The 21,309-nt window shown below is 71.7% G+C and carries 21 protein-coding genes; 19 read left to right on the top strand and 2 right to left on the bottom strand.

The features are described 5' to 3' along the window. Positions 1-76: 76 nt before the first annotated feature. Entirely contained in the window at positions 77-2,335 is a 2,259-nt protein-coding gene (locus SA2016_RS12970; RefSeq protein WP_066498714.1) for a GH25 family lysozyme, read from the bottom strand. Positions 2,336-2,482: 147 nt separating this feature from the next. Continuing rightward, complete coding sequence (gene rfbA / locus SA2016_RS12965; RefSeq protein WP_066502518.1) at positions 2,483-3,346, bottom strand: glucose-1-phosphate thymidylyltransferase RfbA; 864 nt, start codon at positions 3,344-3,346, stop codon at positions 2,483-2,485. 52 nt (positions 3,347-3,398) lie between these two features. Between rfbA and rfbB the strand changes: the two genes are divergently transcribed. From rfbB to SA2016_RS12870, 19 genes are all read left to right on the top strand, one after another. Next, positions 3,399-4,394, top strand: a complete 996-nt coding sequence (gene rfbB, locus SA2016_RS12960) for a dTDP-glucose 4,6-dehydratase (protein WP_066498710.1) — start codon at positions 3,399-3,401, stop codon at positions 4,392-4,394. Continuing rightward, on the top strand, positions 4,391-5,839 hold the full coding sequence (locus SA2016_RS12955) for a sugar nucleotide-binding protein (protein ID WP_229710749.1): 1,449 nt from the start codon (positions 4,391-4,393) through the stop codon (positions 5,837-5,839). The genes rfbB and SA2016_RS12955 overlap by 4 nt, the downstream gene beginning before the upstream one ends. Positions 5,840-5,957: 118 nt before the next feature. Then, positions 5,958-7,184: a TadA family conjugal transfer-associated ATPase gene (locus tag SA2016_RS12950; protein WP_066498709.1), complete on the top strand. Its 1,227-nt coding sequence runs from the start codon at positions 5,958-5,960 to the stop codon at positions 7,182-7,184. Then, positions 7,184-8,038, top strand: a complete 855-nt coding sequence (locus SA2016_RS12945) for a type II secretion system F family protein (RefSeq protein WP_066498707.1) — start codon at positions 7,184-7,186, stop codon at positions 8,036-8,038. Before SA2016_RS12950 ends, SA2016_RS12945 begins: the two co-directional genes overlap by 1 nt. Beyond that, a complete protein-coding gene (locus tag SA2016_RS12940) occupies positions 8,035-8,976 on the top strand; it encodes a type II secretion system F family protein (RefSeq protein ID WP_066498705.1) in 942 nt (313 codons plus the stop codon). The genes SA2016_RS12945 and SA2016_RS12940 overlap by 4 nt, the downstream gene beginning before the upstream one ends. Before the next feature lie 52 nt (positions 8,977-9,028). Beyond that, a complete protein-coding gene (locus SA2016_RS12935; protein ID WP_174835351.1) occupies positions 9,029-9,259 on the top strand; it encodes a hypothetical protein in 231 nt (76 codons plus the stop codon). Between the two features lie 2 nt (positions 9,260-9,261). Continuing rightward, positions 9,262-9,654, top strand: coding sequence for a TadE/TadG family type IV pilus assembly protein (locus SA2016_RS12930; protein ID WP_066498701.1), 393 nt, complete (start codon positions 9,262-9,264; stop codon positions 9,652-9,654). Further along, entirely contained in the window at positions 9,638-10,096 is a 459-nt protein-coding gene (locus SA2016_RS21470) for a hypothetical protein (protein WP_066498700.1), read from the top strand. Before SA2016_RS12930 ends, SA2016_RS21470 begins: the two co-directional genes overlap by 17 nt. Further along, a complete protein-coding gene (locus SA2016_RS12920; protein ID WP_229710750.1) occupies positions 10,093-10,572 on the top strand; it encodes a pilus assembly protein TadG-related protein in 480 nt (159 codons plus the stop codon). The genes SA2016_RS21470 and SA2016_RS12920 overlap by 4 nt, the downstream gene beginning before the upstream one ends. 106 nt (positions 10,573-10,678) lie before the next feature. Then, positions 10,679-11,974 carry a D-alanyl-D-alanine carboxypeptidase family protein gene (locus SA2016_RS12915; protein WP_066498698.1) on the top strand — a complete coding sequence of 432 codons (1,296 nt, stop codon included), beginning with the start codon at positions 10,679-10,681 and terminating at the stop codon, positions 11,972-11,974. Between the two features lie 43 nt (positions 11,975-12,017). Continuing rightward, positions 12,018-13,136, top strand: a complete 1,119-nt coding sequence (gene prfB, locus SA2016_RS12910; RefSeq protein ID WP_066498695.1) for a peptide chain release factor 2 — start codon at positions 12,018-12,020, stop codon at positions 13,134-13,136. Positions 13,137-13,378: 242 nt separating this feature from the next. Then, positions 13,379-14,572 carry a substrate-binding domain-containing protein gene (locus tag SA2016_RS12905; protein WP_066498692.1) on the top strand — a complete coding sequence of 398 codons (1,194 nt, stop codon included), beginning with the start codon at positions 13,379-13,381 and terminating at the stop codon, positions 14,570-14,572. A 5-nt stretch (positions 14,573-14,577) separates the two neighbouring features. Further along, positions 14,578-15,345 (top strand): ABC transporter ATP-binding protein, encoded by a 768-nt coding sequence (locus tag SA2016_RS12900; protein ID WP_066498689.1) that lies wholly within the window; start codon positions 14,578-14,580, stop codon positions 15,343-15,345. Beyond that, a complete protein-coding gene (locus SA2016_RS12895) occupies positions 15,342-16,067 on the top strand; it encodes an ABC transporter ATP-binding protein (RefSeq protein WP_066498684.1) in 726 nt (241 codons plus the stop codon). Before SA2016_RS12900 ends, SA2016_RS12895 begins: the two co-directional genes overlap by 4 nt. Next, the gene (locus tag SA2016_RS12890; protein ID WP_066498680.1) at positions 16,064-16,936 is read left to right on the top strand and encodes a branched-chain amino acid ABC transporter permease; all 873 of its coding nucleotides are present in this window, start codon (positions 16,064-16,066) and stop codon (positions 16,934-16,936) included. The genes SA2016_RS12895 and SA2016_RS12890 overlap by 4 nt, the downstream gene beginning before the upstream one ends. Further along, positions 16,933-18,057, top strand: coding sequence for a branched-chain amino acid ABC transporter permease (locus SA2016_RS12885; RefSeq protein ID WP_066498676.1), 1,125 nt, complete (start codon positions 16,933-16,935; stop codon positions 18,055-18,057). The genes SA2016_RS12890 and SA2016_RS12885 overlap by 4 nt, the downstream gene beginning before the upstream one ends. Then, positions 18,054-19,622: an AMP-binding protein gene (locus SA2016_RS12880; RefSeq protein WP_066498672.1), complete on the top strand. Its 1,569-nt coding sequence runs from the start codon at positions 18,054-18,056 to the stop codon at positions 19,620-19,622. The genes SA2016_RS12885 and SA2016_RS12880 overlap by 4 nt, the downstream gene beginning before the upstream one ends. Beyond that, complete coding sequence (locus SA2016_RS12875; RefSeq protein ID WP_066498670.1) at positions 19,619-20,275, top strand: TetR/AcrR family transcriptional regulator; 657 nt, start codon at positions 19,619-19,621, stop codon at positions 20,273-20,275. Before SA2016_RS12880 ends, SA2016_RS12875 begins: the two co-directional genes overlap by 4 nt. Further along, positions 20,268-21,281, top strand: coding sequence for an alpha/beta fold hydrolase (locus tag SA2016_RS12870; protein ID WP_066498668.1), 1,014 nt, complete (start codon positions 20,268-20,270; stop codon positions 21,279-21,281). Before SA2016_RS12875 ends, SA2016_RS12870 begins: the two co-directional genes overlap by 8 nt. Positions 21,282-21,309 lie beyond the last annotated feature (28 nt).

Here is a 21,309-nt window from a genome sequence, read left to right as displayed (position 1 = left end):
CCATGGTCGGAACGGACATCGGCTGGTCGGTGCGCGAATGGCGCACCGACCAGCCTACCCGCTCAGGAGTACCCGTTCAGGAGTAGGCGACGACGGCCCCTCCGGTCGCGGTCCAGCTGATCGTCCCGCCCTGGTACTTCTGGTAGCACGAGCTCGACGACGAGCAGATCTCCCCGGTCGTGGGGTAGCCCAGCCGGCTGTTCTGGAACCCGAGGTTCGCCCACGCCGTGCGGATCGCCCCCCACGTGCTCAGCTGCGCGCCGGTGGCGGGGCTCCAGACGATGCCGCCGCCCTGGAACATCTGGTAGCAGCCGCCGTTGAGCAGTCCGCAGGTGTCGCCGCTCGAGGTCGGGTAGCCCATCCGCCCGTCCTGGAAGCCGGTCGCGGCCCACGCGTTGCGGATGGCGCCCCAGGTGCTCAGCTGCGCGCCGGTGGCGGGGCTGTAGTTGATGCCGCCGCCCTGGAACATCTGGTAGCAGCCGCCGTTGACCTGGCCGCAGATCTTCCCGGTGGTCGGGTAGCCCAGGATGCCGTTCTCGAAGCCGTTGGCCCCCCATGCGTTGCGGATGGGGCCGTAGATGCTCAGCTGGGCTCCGGTCGCCGACGTCCAGTTGATGCCGCCGCCCTGGAACATCTGGTAGCAGCCGCCGTTGACCTGGCCGCAGATCTTCCCGGTGGTGGGGTAGCCGAGGGGGCCGTTCTCGAAGCCGCTGGCGCCCCAGGCATCGCGGATGGGGCCGTAGATGCTCAGTTGGGCGCCGGTCGCCGACGTCCAGTTGATGCCGCCGCCCTGGAACATCTGGTAGCAGCCGCCGTTGAGCTGGCCGCAGATCTTGCCGGTGGTCGGGTAGCCGAGGATGCCCCGCTCGAAGCCGTTCGCGCCCCACGCATCACGGATCGGCCCGTACAGGCTCAGCTGGGCGCCGGTGGCCGGGCTGTAGCTGATGGCTCCGCCCTGGAACATCTGGTAGCAGCCGCCATTGAGCTGCCCGCAGGTCTGGTCAGTGGTGGGATAGCCGAGGGCGCCGTTCTCATAGCCGCTGTTGGCCCAGGCCGTGCGGACCGGTCCGTAGTAGGTGGGCCGTGCCCCCGTGGCGGAGCTCCAGTTGAGCGCCCCATTCTGGAAGAACTGGTAGCAGCCGCCGTTCTTCAGTCCGCACGCGATCCCTGAGGTCTGGCCGCCCAGGCCCGTGTAGGCGCTGGCTGCCGCTCCCATCGACGCGCTCGGATCGGTGTCGCCGTAGGTCGCGAAGCGCTGGAGCCCCGAGTAGTCGCCGTTCCAGACGTTGGAGTCGCCGGGGTACGGCCCGCTCGAGCTGTACTGCCAGACGCTGAAGTTGCCCCAGCTCGCGGGCAGGGTGCCCGGCCCCGAGGTGTTGTACGCGGCGATCCACAGCGGGTTGTTCGAGAAGCCTGCGGAGTTCCCGGTGCAGCGGGACCACCAGTCGCTCGTGGAGTAGATCATCGGCCGGCGGCCGGTGAGGTTCAGGACGGTGTTCGAGAAGTCGTTGATCCACCCGACCATCTGGGAGGCGTTCATGCTGTAGCACGTGTCGCCCATGTAGACGCCGTTGATGGTCTGGCCCGCGTACGGGTTGTACTCGATGTCGAGCACGGGAGGCAGGGTGATGCCGTCGGGCGTCCAGCCGCCGCCGTTGCTGACGAAGTAGTTGGCCTGGTCCGCGCCGGAGGACCAGTTGGGGATCGCGAAGTGGTACGCGCCGCGGATCATGCCGGCGCTCTGGGATCCGAAGTACTGCGAGGAGAACTGGCTGTTGGTGTAGTAGTTGCCCTCCGACGCCTTCACGTAGGCAAACCGGACGCCCTGGCTGTACATGCTGCCCCAGTCGAGGCTCGACTGGTAGGCGCTGACGTCGACGCCGGAGATCCCCCAGGAGGGCTGCCATGCTCCGGGGAGCAGGCTCGGCACGCCCATGCCGCGGGCGTTGTTCCCGCCCTTGTTCTTTGACTGCGGGTTGGCCTGCCCCATCTTGGCCCCGGGCCCGATCAGGGACCGCATGGCGGCCCGCGCCGATGGATCCTTGCCCGCGTCCTCGGGATCGCGGGTGCCGGGCTTTGTGGGCGGGACGGACGACGGCGCGGGGCTGGGCACGACCGACGGCGGCGCCGAGGGCGTCGCGCCGGTCCCGGACGACGGCGCGGTCTGGGCCGGCGCTGTGGAGGCCGGGCTGGGCGTGGCGGGCGAGGTCGGCTGCGCGTTGTCGGCGAGTGCCGGCTGGAGCGGGCCGAGAAGGAATCCGACGGCGAGGACTGCGCTCGCGGCGGTCGCCGGGAGGACCCGGTTCCGGCGGCTGGTCCACAACGTGTGCAGCATGACTATCTCCAAGAGCTTCAGGAGTCCAGGACTCCGGGGCGCTCGGCGAGCCTAACACAGATGTGGTTGAAGTGAATTGCGTGGCCAGTGTGAATAATGATAGTGCAGATAACTCTGCGTCCTCGGGCCGCGGGCGGGAGCCGGTGGTCAGCCGCCCAGGAGGCCGAGGAGGTAGGTGCCGTATCCGCTCTTGGCGAGTTTGGTGGCGCGGGCGCGGAGCTCGTCGTCGGTGAGGAAGCCCTGGCGCCAGGCGATCTCTTCGGGGGCGCCGATCTTGAGTCCTTGGCGGTTCTCGATGGTGCGGATGAAGTTGGAGGCGTCGTTGAGGTCGGCGAAGGTCCCGGTGTCCAGCCATGCGGTGCCGCGGGGGAGGACCTCGACCTGCAGGGTTCCGGCGTCGAGGTAGGTGCGGTTGACGTCGGTGATCTCGAGCTCGCCGCGGGCGGAGGGCCTGAGGGACTTGGCGATGGCGACGACGTCGTTGTCGTAGAAGTAGAGCCCGGGGACGGCGTAGTTGGACTTGGGGGAGGCGGGCTTCTCCTCGAGCGAGACTGCGCGCCCGGTGTGGTCGAATTCGACGACGCCGTAGGCGCTGGGGTCCTTGACCCAGTAGCCGAAGACGGCGGCGCCGTCGATGTCCTGGTGGCGGCGCAGCTGGGCGCCCATGCCGGGGCCGTAGAAGATGTTGTCGCCGAGCACGAGGGCGACGGTGTCGTTGCCGATGTGGTCCTCGCCGAGGAGGAAGGCCTGGGCGAGGCCGTCGGGGGAGGGCTGCTGGACGTAGGTGATCGAGACCCCGAAGTCGGCCCCGTCGCCGAGGAGCCGGCGGAAGTGCGCGGCGTCGTCGGGGGTGGTGATGACGAGGATGTCCCGGATTCCTGCCAGCAGGAGGGTGGAGAGCGGGTAGTAGATCATGGGCTTGTCGTAGACGGGGACAAGCTGCTTGCTGACGCCGAGCGTGATGGGGTGGAGTCTGGACCCTGTTCCCCCGGCCAGGATGATTCCCTTCATGGGGGACATCATGTCTGTTCCTGCGGGCTTTCCCAACCGTTAGATTCATTTCATGCGATTGCTCGTCACTGGGGGTGCCGGTTTTATCGGCTCGAACTTCGTCCACTTTGTTCTGCGGCACACGGATTATGACGTGACGGTGCTGGACAAGCTCACGTATGCGGGGAATCTGGATTCGCTGCGGGGTCTGCCGGGGGCGCGTTTCCGCTTCGTCAGGGGCGACATCGCGGATGCTGCGCTGGTCGAGGAGCTTGTCGGGTCGGTCGACGCGGTGGTGCATTACGCGGCGGAGAGCCACAATGACAATTCCCTCCATGATCCGAGGCCGTTCCTCGAGACCAACATCATCGGCACGTACACGCTGATCGAGGCCGCGCGGCGGCACGGGACGCGGTTCCACCACATCTCCACCGACGAGGTGTACGGCGACCTGGCCCTGGAGGACGCGGAGCGGTTCACCGAGCAGACGCCCTACAACCCCTCGAGCCCGTACTCGTCCACGAAGGCCGGCTCGGACCTGCTGGTGCGGGCCTGGGTCCGGTCCTTCGGCCTGCAGGCGACGATCAGCAACTGCTCGAACAACTACGGCCCGTACCAGCACGTGGAGAAGTTCATCCCGCGCCAGATCACCAACGTGATCGACGGGGTGCGGCCCAAGCTCTACGGCGAGGGCCGGAACGTGCGCGACTGGATCCACGCGGACGACCACTCCTCCGCGGTCCTGGCCATCCTGGAGAGGGGGCGGATCGGGCAGACCTACCTCATCGGGGCCGACGGTGAGAAGGACAACAGGAGCGTCGTGGAGCTGATCCTGAAGGAGATGGGCCAGGCCCCCGACGCGTACGAGAAGGTGGTCGATCGCCCGGGCCACGACCTTCGGTACGCGATCGACTCCACGAAGCTGCGCACCGAGCTGGGCTGGCGCCCCCGCTACGGCGACTTCGAGGCCGGGCTGGCGGCCACGGTCCAGTGGTACCGCGACCACGAGGCCTGGTGGCGGCCGCAGAAGTCCGCCACCGAGGCCAGGTACCAGGAGCAGGGCCAGTGACCGCGCCGGGGGACGGCATCGAGTTCTCCAGGCAGCTCGCCGCGCACGGGACGCCGATCCCGGGCGTGGTGCTGTTCGACCTCCCGGTCCACGGGGACAGCCGGGGCTGGTTCAAGGAGAACTGGCAGCGGGAGAAGATGGCCGCCCTCGGGCTGCCCGACTTCGCCCCGGTGCAGAACAACATCTCCTTCAACGCCAAGGCCGGCACCACCCGCGGCATCCACGCCGAGCCATGGGACAAGTTCATCTCCGTGGCCACCGGGCGGGTCTTCGGCGCGTGGGTCGACCTGCGCGAAGGCCCGAGCTTCGGGACCGTCTTCACCGCCGAGCTCGACCCGTCCAGGGCCATCTTCGTCCCGCGCGGGGTCGGCAACGCCTTCCAGACCCTCGAGGACGCCACCGCCTACACCTACCTCGTCAACGACCACTGGTCCGCCGCCGCGCAGGGGGAGTACACCTTCCTCAACCTCGCCGACGAGACCGTCGCGGTCCCGTGGCCGATCCCGCTGGAGCGGGCCGAGCTGTCCGAGAAGGACCGGGCACACCCGCGCCTGGCCGAGGTCACGCCCATGCGGCCGCGCAAGGTCCTGGTCCTGGGAGCGGACGGCCAGCTCGGGCGGGCGCTGAGGGCGGAGTACGACGGCGCCGCGCACGTGGAGTTCGCCTCCCGGGGCGAGTTCGACCTCGCCGACCCGGCCTCCTTCCGCGCACGGAACTGGAAGGACTACACCGCGGTCATCAACGCCGCCGCCTACACCCGGGTCGACGCGGCCGAGACCCCCGAGGGCCGCCGCGCGGCCTGGGCCGTCAACGTCGGCGCGCTCACCCGGCTGGCACAGGTCGCCGTCGGGCACGGCCTGACCCTCGTCCACGTCTCCAGCGACTACGTCTTCGACGGCGCCGAGGCCCTCCACACCGAGGACGAGCCGTTCTCCCCCCTGGGCGTCTACGGGCAGACCAAGGCCGCCGGCGACGCCGTGGTCTCCGTCGTGCCCCGGCACTACATCGTGCGCACCTCATGGGTCATCGGCGAGGGCCGCAACTTCGTGGCCACCATGGCCGACCTCGCCCGCAGAGGCGTGGAGCCCTCCGTGGTGGACGACCAGATCGGACGGCCGACCTTCACCGCCGACCTCGCCGCCGGCATCCGCCACCTGCTCGAGGACCGCGCCCCCTACGGGACCTACAACCTCACCGGCGCCGGCCCCGAGGCCAGTTGGGCCGACGTCGCCGCGGACGTCTTCGCCGCCGCCGGCACCGATCCCGCCCGCGTCCACCGCGTCTCCACCACCGAGTACTTCACCGACAGGTCCGCCGCACCACGGCCCCTGCGCTCCACCCTGGACCTGGCCAAGATCGAGGCCACCGGCTTCCACCCCACCCCCTGGACCGACCGCCTCCGCACCTACCCGCTGGACGAGCGGGACGGAGGAGATTCCCGGTGAACGGGGAGTTGTCCACAGGGCACCCTCCTCGCGGGACGGCGGTTTACAGGATCCGTTAGGCTGAGGCTGCTGCCGGGTAGGGGCCCGGCGCGAAGGGCGCACCCGGGGGGGGAAGTCTGTGGATGCTCTGCGCATGGTCGAAGGGGAGGTCAGGGAGCTCATCAGGCTCCGCGGCCTCGATCCGCTGCGGGAGGCCGGCGAGGTCCGGCGCCTCATCGACGCGGCAGTGGTGGACTACGACGAGCGCGCGCTCCTCGGCGCGGTGCCGCCGCTCGGCCCGCTCGATGCCGCCCGGAGAGCGCTCTTCGACGCGGTCGCCGGCTTCGGCCCACTCCAGCCGTTCCTCGATGACCCGACCATCGAGGAGATCTGGCTCAACGCCCCGCACGAGGTCTATGTGGCCAGGGACGGCGAGTCCGAGCTCACCGGGACCACCCTCTCCGACCAGGAAGTGCGCGATCTGGTCGAACGGATGCTCAAGTCCTCGGGCCGGCGCCTCGACCTCTCCAGTCCCTTCGTCGACGCGGCGCTGCCCGACGGCTCGCGCCTGCACGTCGTCATCCCGGACGTGACCCGACGCCACTGGGCGGTGAACATCCGCAAATTCGTCGTGAAGGCGAGCCGGCTCGAACACCTCGTCGAGCTCGGCTCGCTCAGCCACCAGGCCGCCAGGTTCCTCTCGGCCGCCGTGGCCGGCGGCCTGAACATCCTCGTCTCGGGCGCCACCCAGGCAGGCAAGACGACCATGCTCAACTGTCTCGGCGCCGCGATTGGCTCGCGTGAGCGGGTGGTCACGGTCGAGGAGATCTTCGAGCTGCAGTTCCCGCTGCGCGACGTCGTCGGCCTCCAGTGCCGCCAGCCCAACCTCGAGGGCAGCGGCGAGATCCCGCTCCGTCGACTGGTCAAGGAGGCCCTGCGGATGCGGCCGGACCGGCTCGTCGTCGGCGAGGTCCGCGAGGCGGAGAGCCTCGACATGCTGATCGCCCTCAACTCGGGGCTGCCGGGCATGTGCACGATCCACGCCAACTCCGCGGCGGACGCGGTCACCAAGCTCTGCACCCTGCCGCTGCTCGCTGGGGCCAACATCTCGTCATCCTTCGTCGTGCCGACGGTCGCCGCCTGCATCGACCTTGTGGTGCACTGCGGCCGCCAGGCCAGCGGACGGCGTCGCGTCACCGAGATCCTCGCGGTGGGACAACGGGTCGAGGGCGGCATCATCGAGACGTCCTCCGTCTTCGCGCTCGACGCCGACGGCGTGCTGCGGGCGCGCCCCACCGGCGTCCCGGCCACCGAGAAGTTCGAGCGTGCGGGCATCGACGTGCTCCAGCTCCTGGAGGCCGCCTGATGGCGGCGGCGGTGGGGCTCGCCGGCGGGATCGGCCTCTTCCTCATCTGGTGGTCGTTCTGGCCGCTGCCGGTCCGGTCGTCCGAGCCCAAGCCACCCGGACGGCTGCGGCGGCTCATCGCGCAGGCCGGCCTCGAACGGGTCTCGCCGGCAGGGCTCGTCCTCTCGAGCGCGGGGCTGGGCGGATTCGTGGCCCTGGCGTTCTTCGTGGTGACGGCTGCAGCCCCCGTGGCGCTGTGCTTCGGGATCTTCGCCGCCGGCCTGCCCGTGGGCCTCGTGCGCTGGCAGGCGAAGCGCCGCTCCGCGGTCCTGCGAGAGCTGTGGCCCGACGTCGTGGACCACCTCCGCTCCGCGATCCGTGCCGGCCTGTCGCTGCCCGAAGCGCTCATGCAGCTCGGCTACAAGGGTCCCGAGCCCCTCCGCGGCGTCTTCCTCGACTTCGCCGCGGACTACCGCTCGGGCGGCAGCTTTTCACTCGCGCTCGACCGGCTCAAGGACCGTCTGGGCGACCCGGTCGCGGACCGGATCGTCGAGGCGCTCCGGCTCACGCGCGAGGTCGGCGGCTCTGACCTCGGCCGACTGCTGGGAACCCTGTCCGAGTTCCTCCGGGAGAGTGCCCGGACCCGCAGCGAGCTCGAGGCGCGCCAGTCCTGGACGGTCAACGCCGCCCGCCTCGCGGTAGCGGCCCCGTGGATCGTGCTGCTGCTGATGTCGACGAGGCCCGAGGCCATGGCTGCCTATGCCCGGCCCACAGGACTCGCGGTGCTCATCGTCGGACTCGGGGTCTCCGCGCTGTGCTACCGGCTCATGCTCCGCATCGCGGCGCTTCCCGAAGAAGAGCGGGTGCTCCGATGAGCGCCACGACGGCGCTGGCCGTGCTCGCCGGCGCCACCGGCGGTGTGGGCCTCTGGCTGGCCTTCGTGCGGCTCCCGGTGATGCGGCGGACCACCTTCAGCGAACGGGTTGCACCCCAGCTGCGCTCGGCAGAGCGGCGTTCCCGCCTCCTGCAGGACGCCGAGGCGAACGTCACGCCGTTCGGGCCGCTCGAGCAGATCCTCCGCCCACTCCTGCACGACGCCGTGGGCTCGCTCGGCCGGCTGAACCTCGGAAATGCGGCCCTCGCCCGCCGGCTCGCGCAGGCAGGCTCGCCCAAGAACCCCGTCGACTTCAGGGCGGAGCAGCTCCTCTGGGCGGGCGCCAGCTTCGTGCTGGCCACCCTCGGATCGGCCGCCGCGGCGTTCTCCGGGAGGCTCAACGCCCTCTTCGCCGTCCTCATGGTCCTGGCGGCCACGGCCGCCGGGTTCATGGCGCGTGACTACCTTCTCGGCCTGGCCGTCAGCAGGCGCAAGCAGCGCATCCTCGCGGAGTTCCCCTCCGTCGCCGACATGATGGCCCTGGCCGTCGGCGCGGGGGAGACAGCGGCGGGAGCGCTGGACCGCACGGCACGGGTCTCCCGTGGCGAGCTCGCACGCGAGTTCGCGGCGGTGCTCGCCGACACCCGCTCGGGCACGCCACTTGTCGGGGCACTGGAGGCCATGGGCGACCGCGTGGACCTCGCCCCCATCTCGCGCTTCGTCGACGGCCTGGTCGTCGCGATCGAACGCGGCACACCACTGGCCGACGTCCTCCGCGCCCAGGCGCAGGACGTGCGCGACCTGGCCAAACGGGAACTCATGGAGGCCGCCGGGAAGAAGGAGATCGGGATGATGGTGCCCCTGGTCTTCGGAGTCCTTCCCCTGACCGTGGTCTTCGCGGTCTATCCGGGCATCGCCGCCATCACCCTGGACTTCTGACCATCCACCCATACCACTCACGCAGCACCCGATCGGGGGAAAGGGAACCGACATGAAACCGACCATCCGCAGGAGCGCTCTCATGCGCGCGGGCATCGCGCTGTCCATGCTCTTCGCGGCGCTGCCACAGCGCCTCGCCTACGGCTCCAGAGAGCGCGGGGACGTACCGGGCTGGGTCATGATCACGCTCATGTCTGCCGTCCTCGTCATGGGCCTCCTCGCCGTGGCCGGCCCCGCCCTGGAAGGACTGTTCAACCAAGCCATCAGCCGGGTCAGCAGGTAGGCATGGCCCCGGCCCTGCGCGGGGGCGCGGGCGACGAGCGCGGCTCCGCCGTGGCGGATTTCGTCATGGTCGGGGGACTGCTGACCGCCCTGGCGCTCGCCGTCGTCCAGCTTGCCCTCGTCCTCCATGTGCGCAACGTGCTCGTCGACGCTGCTGCCTCCGGTGCCCGGTACGGGACGCTCGGCGACCGGACGCCGGCCGACGCCCGGCAGCGCGCCACCGACCTCATCACGGGGGCGGTGGGAGCCGAGTACGCGGCGCGCGTCACAGTGGGGCAGTCCGAGGACTCGGGGGTGCGCACCCTCGAGGTGCGCGTGGTCGCGCCGATCCCCGTCATCGGCCTGATCGGGCCAGCCGGGACGATGGAGGTTGTGGGCCATGCGCCGCTGCAGTGACGGGGCCGGGCGCCTGCGCGGTGCCGCGCGGGGGGAGGGCGGGAGCGCCGTCGTCGAGTTCGTCTTCCTCGGCGTGCTCCTCCTGGTTCCCGTCGTCTACTTCGTCATCACCGTCGCCGCGCTCCAGGGCGCCTCGTTCGCCGCGGCCGGTGCCGCGGACCATGCAGCCAAGACGTTCGCCCAGGCGGCGGACGAGGCCTCGGCCCGTGCGGCGGCCGAGGCCTCGGTGCGCGTGGCCCTGGCAGACTTCGGGCTCACCGAGCGGTCCGCCCGCCTCGAAGTCACCTGCGACCGCACTCCGTGCCTCGAGGCCGGCACGGCGGTCCGCGCCAGGGTGCACGTCGATGTCCCCCTGCCGTTCAGCCCGGTGACGAACGCGTTCGGGCTCACCGTCGGGCGGATCGACGCGTCCGCCACGCAGATCGTGGGGAGGTTCCGATGACCGGGTGGGCGCCCGCCGTCGTGCGCTGCAGGCGGCGCAGGCGTGCGGCAGACGAGTCCGGGCAGCTGACGGTGCTGATCATCGGGTTCACCGCGCTGTGCCTCCTCGTGGCCACCACCGTGATCGCAGTCTCGGCCGTGCACCTCGAGTTCAAGAAGCTGCTCTCGGCGGCCGACGGCGCCGCGGTGGCCGCCGCCGACAGCTTCACCGTCGCGGACACCGCCGGGGAGGGGCCGCCCGCTGCGGTGCTCGCACCGGAGAGGGTGCGGGCAGTGGCGGCGTCCTACCTCGCACGCGACGGCTCCGCGGCCCGGTTCGAAGGCCTGTCCGTGGCGGCAGCGACCGGGAGCCCGGACGGCCGCACGGCCACCGTGACGCTGACGGCCGTCGCGCGCATCCCGGTGGTCAGCGTCATCCTGCCCGACGGGGTCCCGATCCGGGCTACCTCGAGCGCGAGGGCGAGGCTGCTGAGATGAGGCCGGCCGGGCCCCTGGTCCCTTGTCGGCCGGCAGGGGCAGCCCTACGATGCGGGAAGATGACGGGCGGACCACGGCGGCAGCCGGCCCGGGACCAGGGGGCGTCATGACCACTTTCCTCCGCAGGTGCGCGGCACTCATCGCCGCGGTCCTCCTCGCCGGCGCCCTCGGAGCCTCGCCCGCAGCCGCACTGGACGACGGCGGCGCCATCAGCGCCGCCTACCAGCGGCTCGGAGGCAGCGCCGGCCGGCTCGGGAGCCCCACCGATGCCGGGCGCTGCGGACTCAGGGACAACGGCTGCGTCCGTCACTATCAGGGCGGAAGCATCCACTACTCCCCGGCCAGCGGCGCCCACGCGACCTGGGGAGGCATCGAGGCGAGGTGGGCAGGGCTCGGGTGGGAGGCCGGCCAGCTCGGGTACCCCCTCGGCGAGGAGCACTGCGGGCTGCGCGGAGGCGGCTGCTACCAGGACTTCCAGGGCGGGAAGGTCTACTGGTCTCCCGCATCCGGGGCCAACCCGGTGTGGGGCGCCATCCTGCAGCGCTACGCGACGCTCGGCTGGGAGACCGGACACCTCGGCTACGCGGTCGGCGGAGAGCACTGCGGGCTGCGCGGAGGGGGCTGCTACCAGGACTTCCAGGGCGGGAAGGTCTACTGGTCCCCGGCCTTCGGAACGAACCCGGTGTGGGGAGCGATCGGCGCGTACTGGGCGTCGTACGGGTGGGAGAACGGGCCGTTCGGCTATCCGACCTCGGCCGAGGTGTGCTCGGGACGGTGCACGCAGAGCTTCTGGGGCGGCCAGATCACGTGGAATCCCACCGCGCCGATGTCGTACAGCCTGTGGGACTGGAACCCTCTCGTGGCGGTCAACAAGCGCCATCCCCTCAGCCCGCTCTCCTACGCACCGCCTTCCTTGAGCTGGGTCGGGACCCAGCTGATGCGTGCAGATGCGGCGGCCGCGCTCCGCAGGATGATCGGCGACGCCGCCGCGGCCGGGGTGCAGATCACGACCGTGAGCGGGTACCGCTCCTACAGCGACCAGGCGACGCTCTACGCCTCGTACGTGGCGTGGTACGGCCAAGCCTATGCCGACACGATCTCGGCGCGCCCAGGGTTCAGCGAGCACCAGACCGGGCTCGCCATGGACATCGGCAACCCCGGTGCCGACTGCGGCCTGCAGGCGTGCTTCCGCGACACCCCCGCGGGGAGGTTCGCAGCGGCCAATGCGTGGAGGTACGGGTTCATCGTCCGCTATCCCGACGGGTTCCAGGGGATCACCGGGTACACTTTCGAGCCCTGGCACCTGCGGTACGTGGGCACCAATGCCGCCGCCCAGATGCGCTCCTGGGGTGTGCCGACCCTCGAGCAGTACTTCCTGATGTCCGCTGCCCCCGGGTACTGAGCCGCGCGGGCACGCCGCGCTCATGGCGTAATCTTGGATGGATATGGCTGACATCGACTTTCCCGCAGAGATCCGCGCCCTCCGGGCCACCCACGCCTCCATCGAGCAGGTCACGGACGTCGACTCGCTGCGGGCCGAGATCGCCGAGCTGAGCGAGGCCGCCGGCGTCCCGGACCTGTGGGACGACCCCTCGAAGGCCCAGCAGGTCACGTCCAGGCTGTCCCACCGGCAGTCGGAGCTCGAGCGGGTCGAGAAGCTCGGGGAGCGCATCGACGACCTCGAGGTCCTCGTAGAGCTGGCCAAGGAAGAGGGCGACGCCGAGACCCTTGCCGAGGCGTCCAAGGAGCTCGGCTCGATCAGCAGGGCCCTCGAGGACCTCGAGGTCGTCACGCTCCTCAACGGCGAGTACGACGAGCGCGAGGCCGTCGTGACGATCCGCGCCGGCGCGGGCGGCGTCGATGCGGCTGACTTCGCCGAGATGCTCATGCGCATGTACCTCCGCTGGGCCGAGCGGCGCGGCTACTCGACCAAGGTCATGGACACCTCCTACGCGGAAGAGGCCGGCCTCAAGTCCGCCACCTTCGAGGTCAACGCCCCGTACGCCTACGGCACGCTCTCGGTCGAGGCCGGCACGCACCGCCTCGTGAGGATCAGCCCCTTCGACAACCAGGGGCGCCGCCAGACGTCCTTCGCGGCCGTCGAGGTCATCCCCCTCATCGAGCAGACCGACCACATCGACATCCCGGACAACGAGATCCGGGTCGACGTCTTCAGGTCCTCGGGCCCGGGCGGCCAGTCCGTCAACACGACCGACTCGGCTGTGCGGCTCACGCACATCCCCACCGGCCTCGTGGTCTCGATGCAGAACGAGAAGTCCCAGATCCAGAACCGGGCCGCCGCCATGCGCGTCCTGCAGTCCCGGCTCCTGCTGCTGAAGAAGGAGCAGGAGGACGCCGAGAAGAAGGCCCTCGCCGGCGACGTCAAGGCGTCCTGGGGCGACCAGATGCGCTCGTACGTGCTCAACCCGTACCAGATGGTCAAGGACCTGCGCACGGACCACGAGGTCGGCAACACGGCCGCGGTCCTCGACGGCGACATCGACGACTTCATCGATGCCGGCATCCGCTGGCGCGCGGGGCAGCGCCAGCACGCCGAGAGCTAGAGCGACCCCAGAGTCGCCCGGGCCCGGAGCCTCCTGACGGAGGCCCCGGGCCCTTTCTGTGTGCGCTCCCAGGGGCGACGTCGCGCTCCGGCGGGATGACGTCGCGGGAGGGGGAGGCGAGGGGAGGGGCCCCTTGACGGCGACCCGCCGCCGTCGTACGTTTTCTGTAACCTGAATCACCTTTCAGGTTCCGGCGCGCTCGCCGGAGCCACCCCCGAAGCACCCGTATGAAAGGCACCCGCGTGAAGGCAACGACGAAGTTCCTCCTCACCGCCTCCCTGGCCACAGGTCTCGCCGCGACGGGCTGCGCCCCGAGCACGTCCAGCGCCGCCAGCGGCTCGGACTCGGCGCGCACGGTCAACGTCGGCATCGTCTACTCGAAGACCGGCCCCCTCGCCGCCTACGGCGCGGCGTACTACCAGGGCCTCCAGGCCGGGATCAAGTACGCGACGGGCGGCACCGGCAAGGTGGGCAACGCGACCCTGAACCTGACCTACCAGGATGACGCGGGCGATCCGGACAAGGCCGTCGCCGAGGCCAAGGACCTCATCGGCAAGGACTACAAGATCCTCGCCGGCACGGTCGCCTCCGGCGTCGCCCTCAAGCTGGCCCAGCAGGCGGAGCAGAACAAGGTCCTCTACATCTCCGGGCCCGCGGCCACCGACGCGCTCCAGGGCGTCAACAAGTACACGTTCCGCTCCGGGCGCCAGTCGCTCCAGGACGTGGCCACCGCGGGCACCTTCGTGGACAACCTCCAGGGCAAGAAGATCGTGGTCTTCGCCCAGAACAACGCCTTCGGCCAGGGCAACGTCGCGGCCGTCAAGGCGGTCCTGGGCGCCAAGGGCGCCACCGTGCAGCAGGTCCTCGTGCCCGAGGACGCCACCGAGTTCACCCCGTTCGCGCGCCAGATCATCGACGCCAAGCCCGCGATGACCTTCGTTGCGTGGGCCGGCGCCACGAGCGGGGCCATGTGGCAGTCGCTGAGCCAGCAGGGCGTCTTCGACGCCGCCCCCGTCGTCACCGGCCTCGGCGACGCCTCCACCTTCTCCGCCTACGGCGCGGCGAGCGGCAAGATCAGCTTCCTCAGCCACTACTTCCCGGGCGCCGGCGGCAACAACGCGGTCGAGCAGGAGATGGTCAAGGACGTCGAGGCCGCCGGGGCCAAGCCCGACCTCTTCACCCCCGACGGCTTCGTGGCCGGCCAGATGATCGTCCAGGCCGTCAAGGCCGGGGCGAACGTCGACGACATGGTCAAGGGCCTCGAGGGCTACTCGTTCGACGGCCCCAAGGGCAAGGAGAGCGTCCGCGCCTCCGACCACGTGCTCGTCCAGCCGATGTACCAGGCCAAGCTCGTCCAGAAGGACGGCGCCTGGACGCCGCAGCTGGTCAAGACCGTCCCGGCCGAGGCCGTGGCCCCGGCCGAGAAGAAGGGCTGAGAAGCGTGGCAGCGGGCCCGGGGCGTCCTGCCCTCGCGGTGGAGGGCCTCGGGCTCGCGATCGGGGGCGCGAGCATCCTCTCCGAGGTCGGCTTCGCCGTCGCCCGCGGGGAGATGCTCGGGGTGATCGGCCCCAACGGCGCGGGCAAGACCACCCTGTTCAACGTCCTCTCCGGCCTCGCCCGGCCCACCGCGGGCCGCGTGCTCCTCGACGGCCGGGACGTCACCGGCCTCCCGGTGCACCGGCGGGCCAAGGCCGGCCTGGGCCGCACGTTCCAGACGTCCAGCCTGTTCGGCGCCCTCACCGTGCTCGAGAACGTCCGCCTCGCCGCCCAGGCACGGCTCGGCGGCTCGCTCTCGGTCCTCGCCTTCCCGCGGACGCACGACGCCGCCACCCGCCGTGCGCGTGAGAGGCTCGCCGAGGTGGGGCTCGCCGACAAGGAGGGGCTGCGGGCGCAGGACCTCTCCCACGGAGACAAGAGGAAGGTGGAGATCGCGATGATGCTCGCGACCGACCCGAGCGTGGTCCTGCTCGACGAGCCCATGGCGGGCGTCGGCTCGGGGGACGTCGGCGCGCTGACCGAGGTGATCCGGGGCCTCCATCGTGACCGCGGGACCACCGTGCTCATGGTCGAGCACCACATGGACGTGGTCCTCGGGCTCGTAGACCGCGTCGCGGTGATGCACCACGGGCGGCTGCTGGCCATCGGCACCCCGGACGCCGTCATGGCCGACGACACCGTGCAGGCCGCGTACCTGGGGGAGCCCGTATGAGCGCCGTGCTCGAGATCGAGGGGCTCTCGGCCCACGTGGGCGGACAGCAGGTGGTCGAGGACGTGGGGTTCGCCGTCCCCGACCGGGGCGTGACGGCCCTGCTGGGCCGCAACGGCGTGGGCAAGACGAGCACCCTCAAGGCCGTCCTCGGCCTCATCGGCCGCCGAGGGCGGGTCACCCTGGCCGGCGAGCGGATCGACGGGCAGCCGACCCACCGGATCGTCCAGCTCGGGGTGGGCTACGTGCCCGAGGACCGCGAGGTGTTCTCCAAGCTCACCGTGCAGGAGAACCTCCAGCTCTCGGTCCGCGGGCGCGGCTCGAAGGAGCGCCGGGACCTCGTCGCGGACCTGTTCCCCGACCTGGTCCGCCGGTCCCAGCAGGCGGCCGGGACGCTCTCGGGCGGCCAGCAGCAGATGGTCTCGCTGGCCCGGGCCCTGCTGAACGAGAACCGGATCCTCCTCGTGGACGAGCCGACCAAGGGCCTCGCCCCCAAGGTCGTCCAGGAGGTCGCCGTCGCCCTCGAGGCCGCCGCCGAGACCGTCCCGATCCTGCTCGTGGAGCAGAACCTGGCGGTGGTCCGCCGGCTCGCCGCAGGGGCGGTCGTGCTCTCGGGCGGCCGGGTCGTGCACCGGACCGACGACGCCCGCGCGCTGCTCGACGACGAGCCGCTCACCCGGCGCCTGCTCGGCGTCGGCGGGGATGCCCGGGAGGCCGCCCGATGAGCACCGTCATCCTCCTGCTCGTCACCGGCCTGGGCCTCGGCGCCCTCTACTTCCTCGTGGCCTCGGGCCTGTCCCTCATCTACGGCCTCATGGGGGTCCTGAACTTCGCGCACGGCTCGTTCCTCACGCTCGGGGCCTTCCTCGGCTGGGAGGCCGCGCGCCGGCTGGGCGCGGACTCGTGGTGGTCCTTCCTGCTCTCACTCGTCGTGGGCGCGGCCGCCGGGGCCGCCGTCGCGGCGGTCACCGAGCTCGCGCTCATCCGCCCGCTATACCTCCGGCACATCGAGCAGGTGCTCGTCACGGTGGGCCTCTCGCTCGCGACCGTGGCGCTGTTCGACGGGATCTGGGGCACCGACGCCGTCTACATCGGCGGCCCGGCCTGGTTCAAGGACACGACCGACATCCTCGGCGCCAAAGTCCCCAACGACAGGTTCGTGGCCATCGTCTGCGCGGGCCTCGTCCTCGCCGGGCTCGTGGTCTTCCTCAAGCGCACCCGCTACGGCCTGATCATCCGCGCCGGAGTGGAGAACCGGGCCATGGTGACCGCGCTCGGCATCGACGTGCGGAAGGCCTTCACGCTCGTCTTCGCGATCGGCGGCGCCGCCGCGGGCCTGGGCGGCGTGCTCGCGAGCCACTACTTCGGCTACGTCTCGCCCCTGCTGGGCGGCTCGCTGCTGATCTTCGCGTTCATCGTCACCGTGATCGGCGGCCTCGGCTCGCTCACCGGAGCCGCGATCGCCTCCGTCGGGGTCGCGGTCCTCCAGCAGTTCGCCAACTTCTACTTCGGGATCGGTGATTTCGTGGTCGTCCTCGCCCTCGCCGTGGTGCTGCTCGTCCGCCCCCGCGGCCTCCTCGGGGCGGCGGCATGAGCGCGGGGCAGCGGCGTCGGACCCCCGTGCGCCGCGGCGCCGCGCCGTGGAGGCTGGTTGCCGGAGGCGCGGCCGTGGTCGCGGCGCTGGCCCTGCTTCCGCTCTTCGCTATCGACCTTCCGGGCGTGCTCCCGGGCCCCACCTACACGCCCGGATCGCTGCAGCTGCTCGCCCTGTGCTTCGCCATGGCGGCGGCAGCGCTGAGCTACCACCTCCTGCTCGGCGCGGCCGGGCTGCTCTCCTTCGGCCACGCCCTCTCCTTCGGCGCGGGGGTGTACGGCCTCGCCGTCATCCTCGGCCACCTCGGGCTGCCCCTCGTGCCCGCGGCGCTGCTGGCCCTCGTGCTGGCCATCGCCCTCGCCCTCGCGGTCGGGAGCATCAGTCTGCGCGTCGGGGGCATCCCGTTCGCAATGGTGACGCTCGCCTTCGCCCAGGCTGGTTCGGTGCTCGTGCGCCGCAACCCGGGCGGCGCGACGGGCGGCGACGAGGGCCTGGGCCTGTCCACCGAGCACCTGCCGGATGCCCTCGTGGGCGTGGTCAACACGCGCAACCTCTACTGGCTCGCGCTCGCGGCACTGGTCGCGGTCTACGCGGTCGTGCTGTGGATCCAGTCCAGCCGCGCCGGCCACGTGGCCGAGGCCGTCCGGGAGAACGAGCTGAGGGCGCGGGTGCTCGGGCTGGCACCGTTCGCGCCGAAGCTGATCGTGTTCACGGTGGGCGGGACGCTGGCAGCGGTGGCCGGCATGGTCTTCCTGCTCCTGCAGTCGGGCGCCGTGCCGAGCTCGGTCTCCTCGGACTTCACCATCACCCTCCTGGTCATGGTGGTGCTCGGCGGCGTCGGGTCGCGGTGGGGTGCTGTGGTCGGAGGCGTGCTGTACACGCTGCTCGACCAGCGGCTGGCCGCGCTCGCGGGTTCGGCCGCCGTCAAGGACCTGCCCCCGGTGCTCAGGATCCCGCTGTCCGAACCCCTGTTCATCCTCGGTACGCTGTTCATCCTCGTGGTGGTGTTCCTTCCCGGCGGCCTCGCCGGCGCCGCCGCGAGACTGCGGCCGCGCCGCCGCGGCGCCGCACGCGCGCCCGAGCCGGAGGAACGGCTCGAACGAGTACTGGAGGATGCATGAGAGCACAGGACGCCGACGGCCTGCACACCCTCGGACGGTGGACGGCCGACCGTGCCCGCAGCACGCCGGAGCGCATCGCGATCGACGACCGCGGCGTGACGCTCACGTACCGGGAGCTCGACCAGCGCGCCGTCGCGCTCGCCGGCGCCTTCGCGGACGCCGGGTACGCCGCCGGCCAGCGGATCGCGACGCTCACGGGCAACAGCGCCGACCACGTCGTGGCCTTCTTCGCCTGCGCGAAGGCAGGCCTCACGCTCGTCCCGCTCTCGTGGCGGCTCGCCCCCGCCGAGCTCGCCGAGCAGCTCGCCGTGTGCGCCCCCGCGCTCCTGGTCATCGAGCCCGAGCACGCCGCCCTCGGGGCCGCCGCGACCGCGCTGCTGCCGCAGCCGCCGCGGACCGCCGCGCCGGGCCGGGACGGGATCGAGCGCGGGCTCCCGCGGGCAGGGGAGGCGGTGCCGCGGCGCCGGGTGGACGACGACGACCCGCTGCTCGCGGTGTTCACCTCCGGCACGTCCGGGGGCCGGCCGAAGGCCGCCGTGCTGACCCACGCCAACTGCTTCTGGACCAACCTCTCGTTCTCACGCACCGTCGAGGTCGGGCGCGACGACGTGGTGCTGTGCATCATGCCGCAGTTCCACGTGGGCGGCTGGAACATCCATGCCCTGCTCGCGTGGTGGACCGGCGCGACGGTGGTCCTCGAGCGCGGCTTCGACGCCGGCCGGGTCCTGCAGCTCATCGCCCAGCGCAGGGTCACGACCATGATGGGCGTCCCGGCGCACTACCTGATGCTGTCCCAGCATCCGGGCTTCGCGCGCGCCGACCTGACGAGCCTGGACCGCGCGGTGGTCGGCGGGGCGCCCATGCCGGCGCCGCTGCTGCGCACGTGGCACGCCCGCGGCGTCGCGCTCACCCAGGGGTACGGGCTGACCGAGGCGGGCCCCAACGTGCTGTGCCTGGCCCCCGAGGAGGCGCTGCGCCGCGTGGGCTCCGCCGGGACGCCCTATCCGCATGTCGAGATCGCCGTGGCCGACCCGGCCACGGGCGAGGAGCTCGAGGGCGGGGGACGCGGCGAACTGTGGGTGCGCGGGCCCGGCGTGTTCGCCGGCTACCTCGACGACCCCGCCGCGACGGCCGAGGTCCTCGTGGACGGCTGGCTGCGCACGGGGGACGTCGTCGAGCGCGACGGCGACGGGTTCCTGCGCGTCGTCGACCGGCTCAAGGACATCTACATCTCGGGCGGGGAGAACGTCTCGCCCTCGGAGGTCGAACAGGCCCTGCTCGCGCACCCGGCGGTTGCGGACGCGGCGGTCGTCGGAGCTCCCGACGAGCGCTGGGGTGAGACGGGGGCTGCCTTCGTCGTCGTCCGCCAGGGAGCGGCGACCGACGCCCAGGAGCTCACCGAGCACCTCCGCGGCGTCCTCGCACACTTCAAGGTGCCCCGCACCGTCGAGTTCGTCGACGAGGTGCCCCGCACGGGCCTGCACAAGGTCGCCAGGGCGAGGCTGCGGGACCGCACCGAGGGGTCCGCCCGCAGCGCAGGGACCGCGGCGGGGGAGCGCGCATGAGCGCCCAGCCCCGCACCGCGCGCGGCACGAGGACCAGGGCGAGGCTGCTCGCGGCCGCCGAGGAGGTCTTCGCCTCCGCCGGCTACCACGACGCCTCGATCGTGAAGATCACCGAGCAGGCGGGGATCGGCCTCGGCACGTTCTACCTCTACTTCGCCGGCAAGCAGGAGATCTTCGACGAGGTCGTGGACGACCTCAATGCCCGCGTCCGGCACGCGATGACCGAGGCGGCCCGCACGGCGGGGACGCGCCTGGAAGCGGAGCGGGCCGGGTTCCGCGCGTTCTTCCGCTTCACGGCGGAGCACCCCGCCCTTTACCGGATCATCCGGCAGGCAGAGTTCGTCTCGCCCGCGGCCCAGCGGCGCCACTACGAGAACATCGTGCGCAGCTACGTGCACGGCCTCGCCGCAGCCCAGGAGGCGGGCGAGGTCCGCCCCGTGGACCCGGAGGTCGCGGCGTGGGCCCTCATGGGCATGGGTGAGCTCTTCGGGATGCGGTACATCCTGTGGGAGGCCGAGGACCGCGGGGCCGGGGGGCCCCGCGTGGAGATCCCGGACCGTGTGCTCGACGAGCTCATGGGCATCATCCAGCGCGGCCTGGCCCCCGCGCCGGCACCAGCAGACAGACCGAGAGAGGACGCCTCGCATGAGTGAGACCCTGGACTACCGCACCTTCGACGTCGAGGTGCGCGGCGGTTCGCTGCGCGCCGGAGAGTGGTCCCGGAGGGGGGCCGAGGGCGGGCAGACCGTCCTCGCGGTGCACGGGGTCACCTCCTCGCACCTCGCGTGGCCGTTCGTGGCGCGCCAGCTGCTCGTGCCGCCGGCAGCGGGGCAGGGTGATTCCGCGGACGACGCCGAGGGGCCCGGTTCCGCACCCGGCGTCGCCCGGGTGGTGGCCCCGGACCTGCGCGGCCGCGGCCGCAGCAACTCCCTGCCCGGCCCGTACGGCATGGCCCAGCACGCCGACGATCTGGCCGCCGTGCTGCGCGCGGCGGGAGCCGACGCGGACCGGCCCGCCGTCGTCGTGGGCCACTCGATGGGCGCGTTCGCGTCCCTCGTCCTCGCGGACCGGCACGCCGAGCTCGTGGAGCGGCTCGTCCTCGTGGACGGCGGCATCCCGCTCGCGCCGCCGCCCGGGATGAGCCCGGAGGAGGCGCTCCAGGCGCTCCTGGGACCGGCCGCCGAGCGGCTGCGGATGGAGTTCGCGAGCCCGGAGGCGTACCTCGACTACTGGGAGCCGCACCCGGCGTTCACCGGAGCGTGGACGCCCGAGTTCGAGGAGTACATCCGCTACGACCTCGACGGGGCCGCGCCACGTCTCCGCCCCGCGACGGCCCTGGCCGCGCTCGCCGACGACAACGCCGACCTCTACGGCGGGGCGTCCCTGCTCGGCGCCCTCGACCGGCTGCGCGTGCCCACGCTCCTGCTGCGGGCCGAGCGCGGACTCCTCGGCCAGCTTCCGCCCCTCTACCCGGACGAGGTCATGGACCGGGTGCGCGAGGAGCATCCGGCGATCGAGGTGCGCGACGTGCCCGGAACGAACCACTACACGATCGTCATGACGGCCGACGGCGCGGCCGCCGTGGCGCGGGCCGTGCTGGCCGGGGGTCCGCTCGCGGCCGGGACCGCCGCGCTCCGAGACTCCGACACGCCGGGGTGAGAACCCCGGGACGTCCCGCCCTTGTGCT

This window comes from Sinomonas atrocyanea, assembly GCF_001577305.1.
GTDB classification, from domain to species: domain Bacteria; phylum Actinomycetota; class Actinomycetes; order Actinomycetales; family Micrococcaceae; genus Sinomonas; species Sinomonas atrocyanea.
This window is presented reverse-complemented; position numbering and strand designations above follow the sequence as displayed.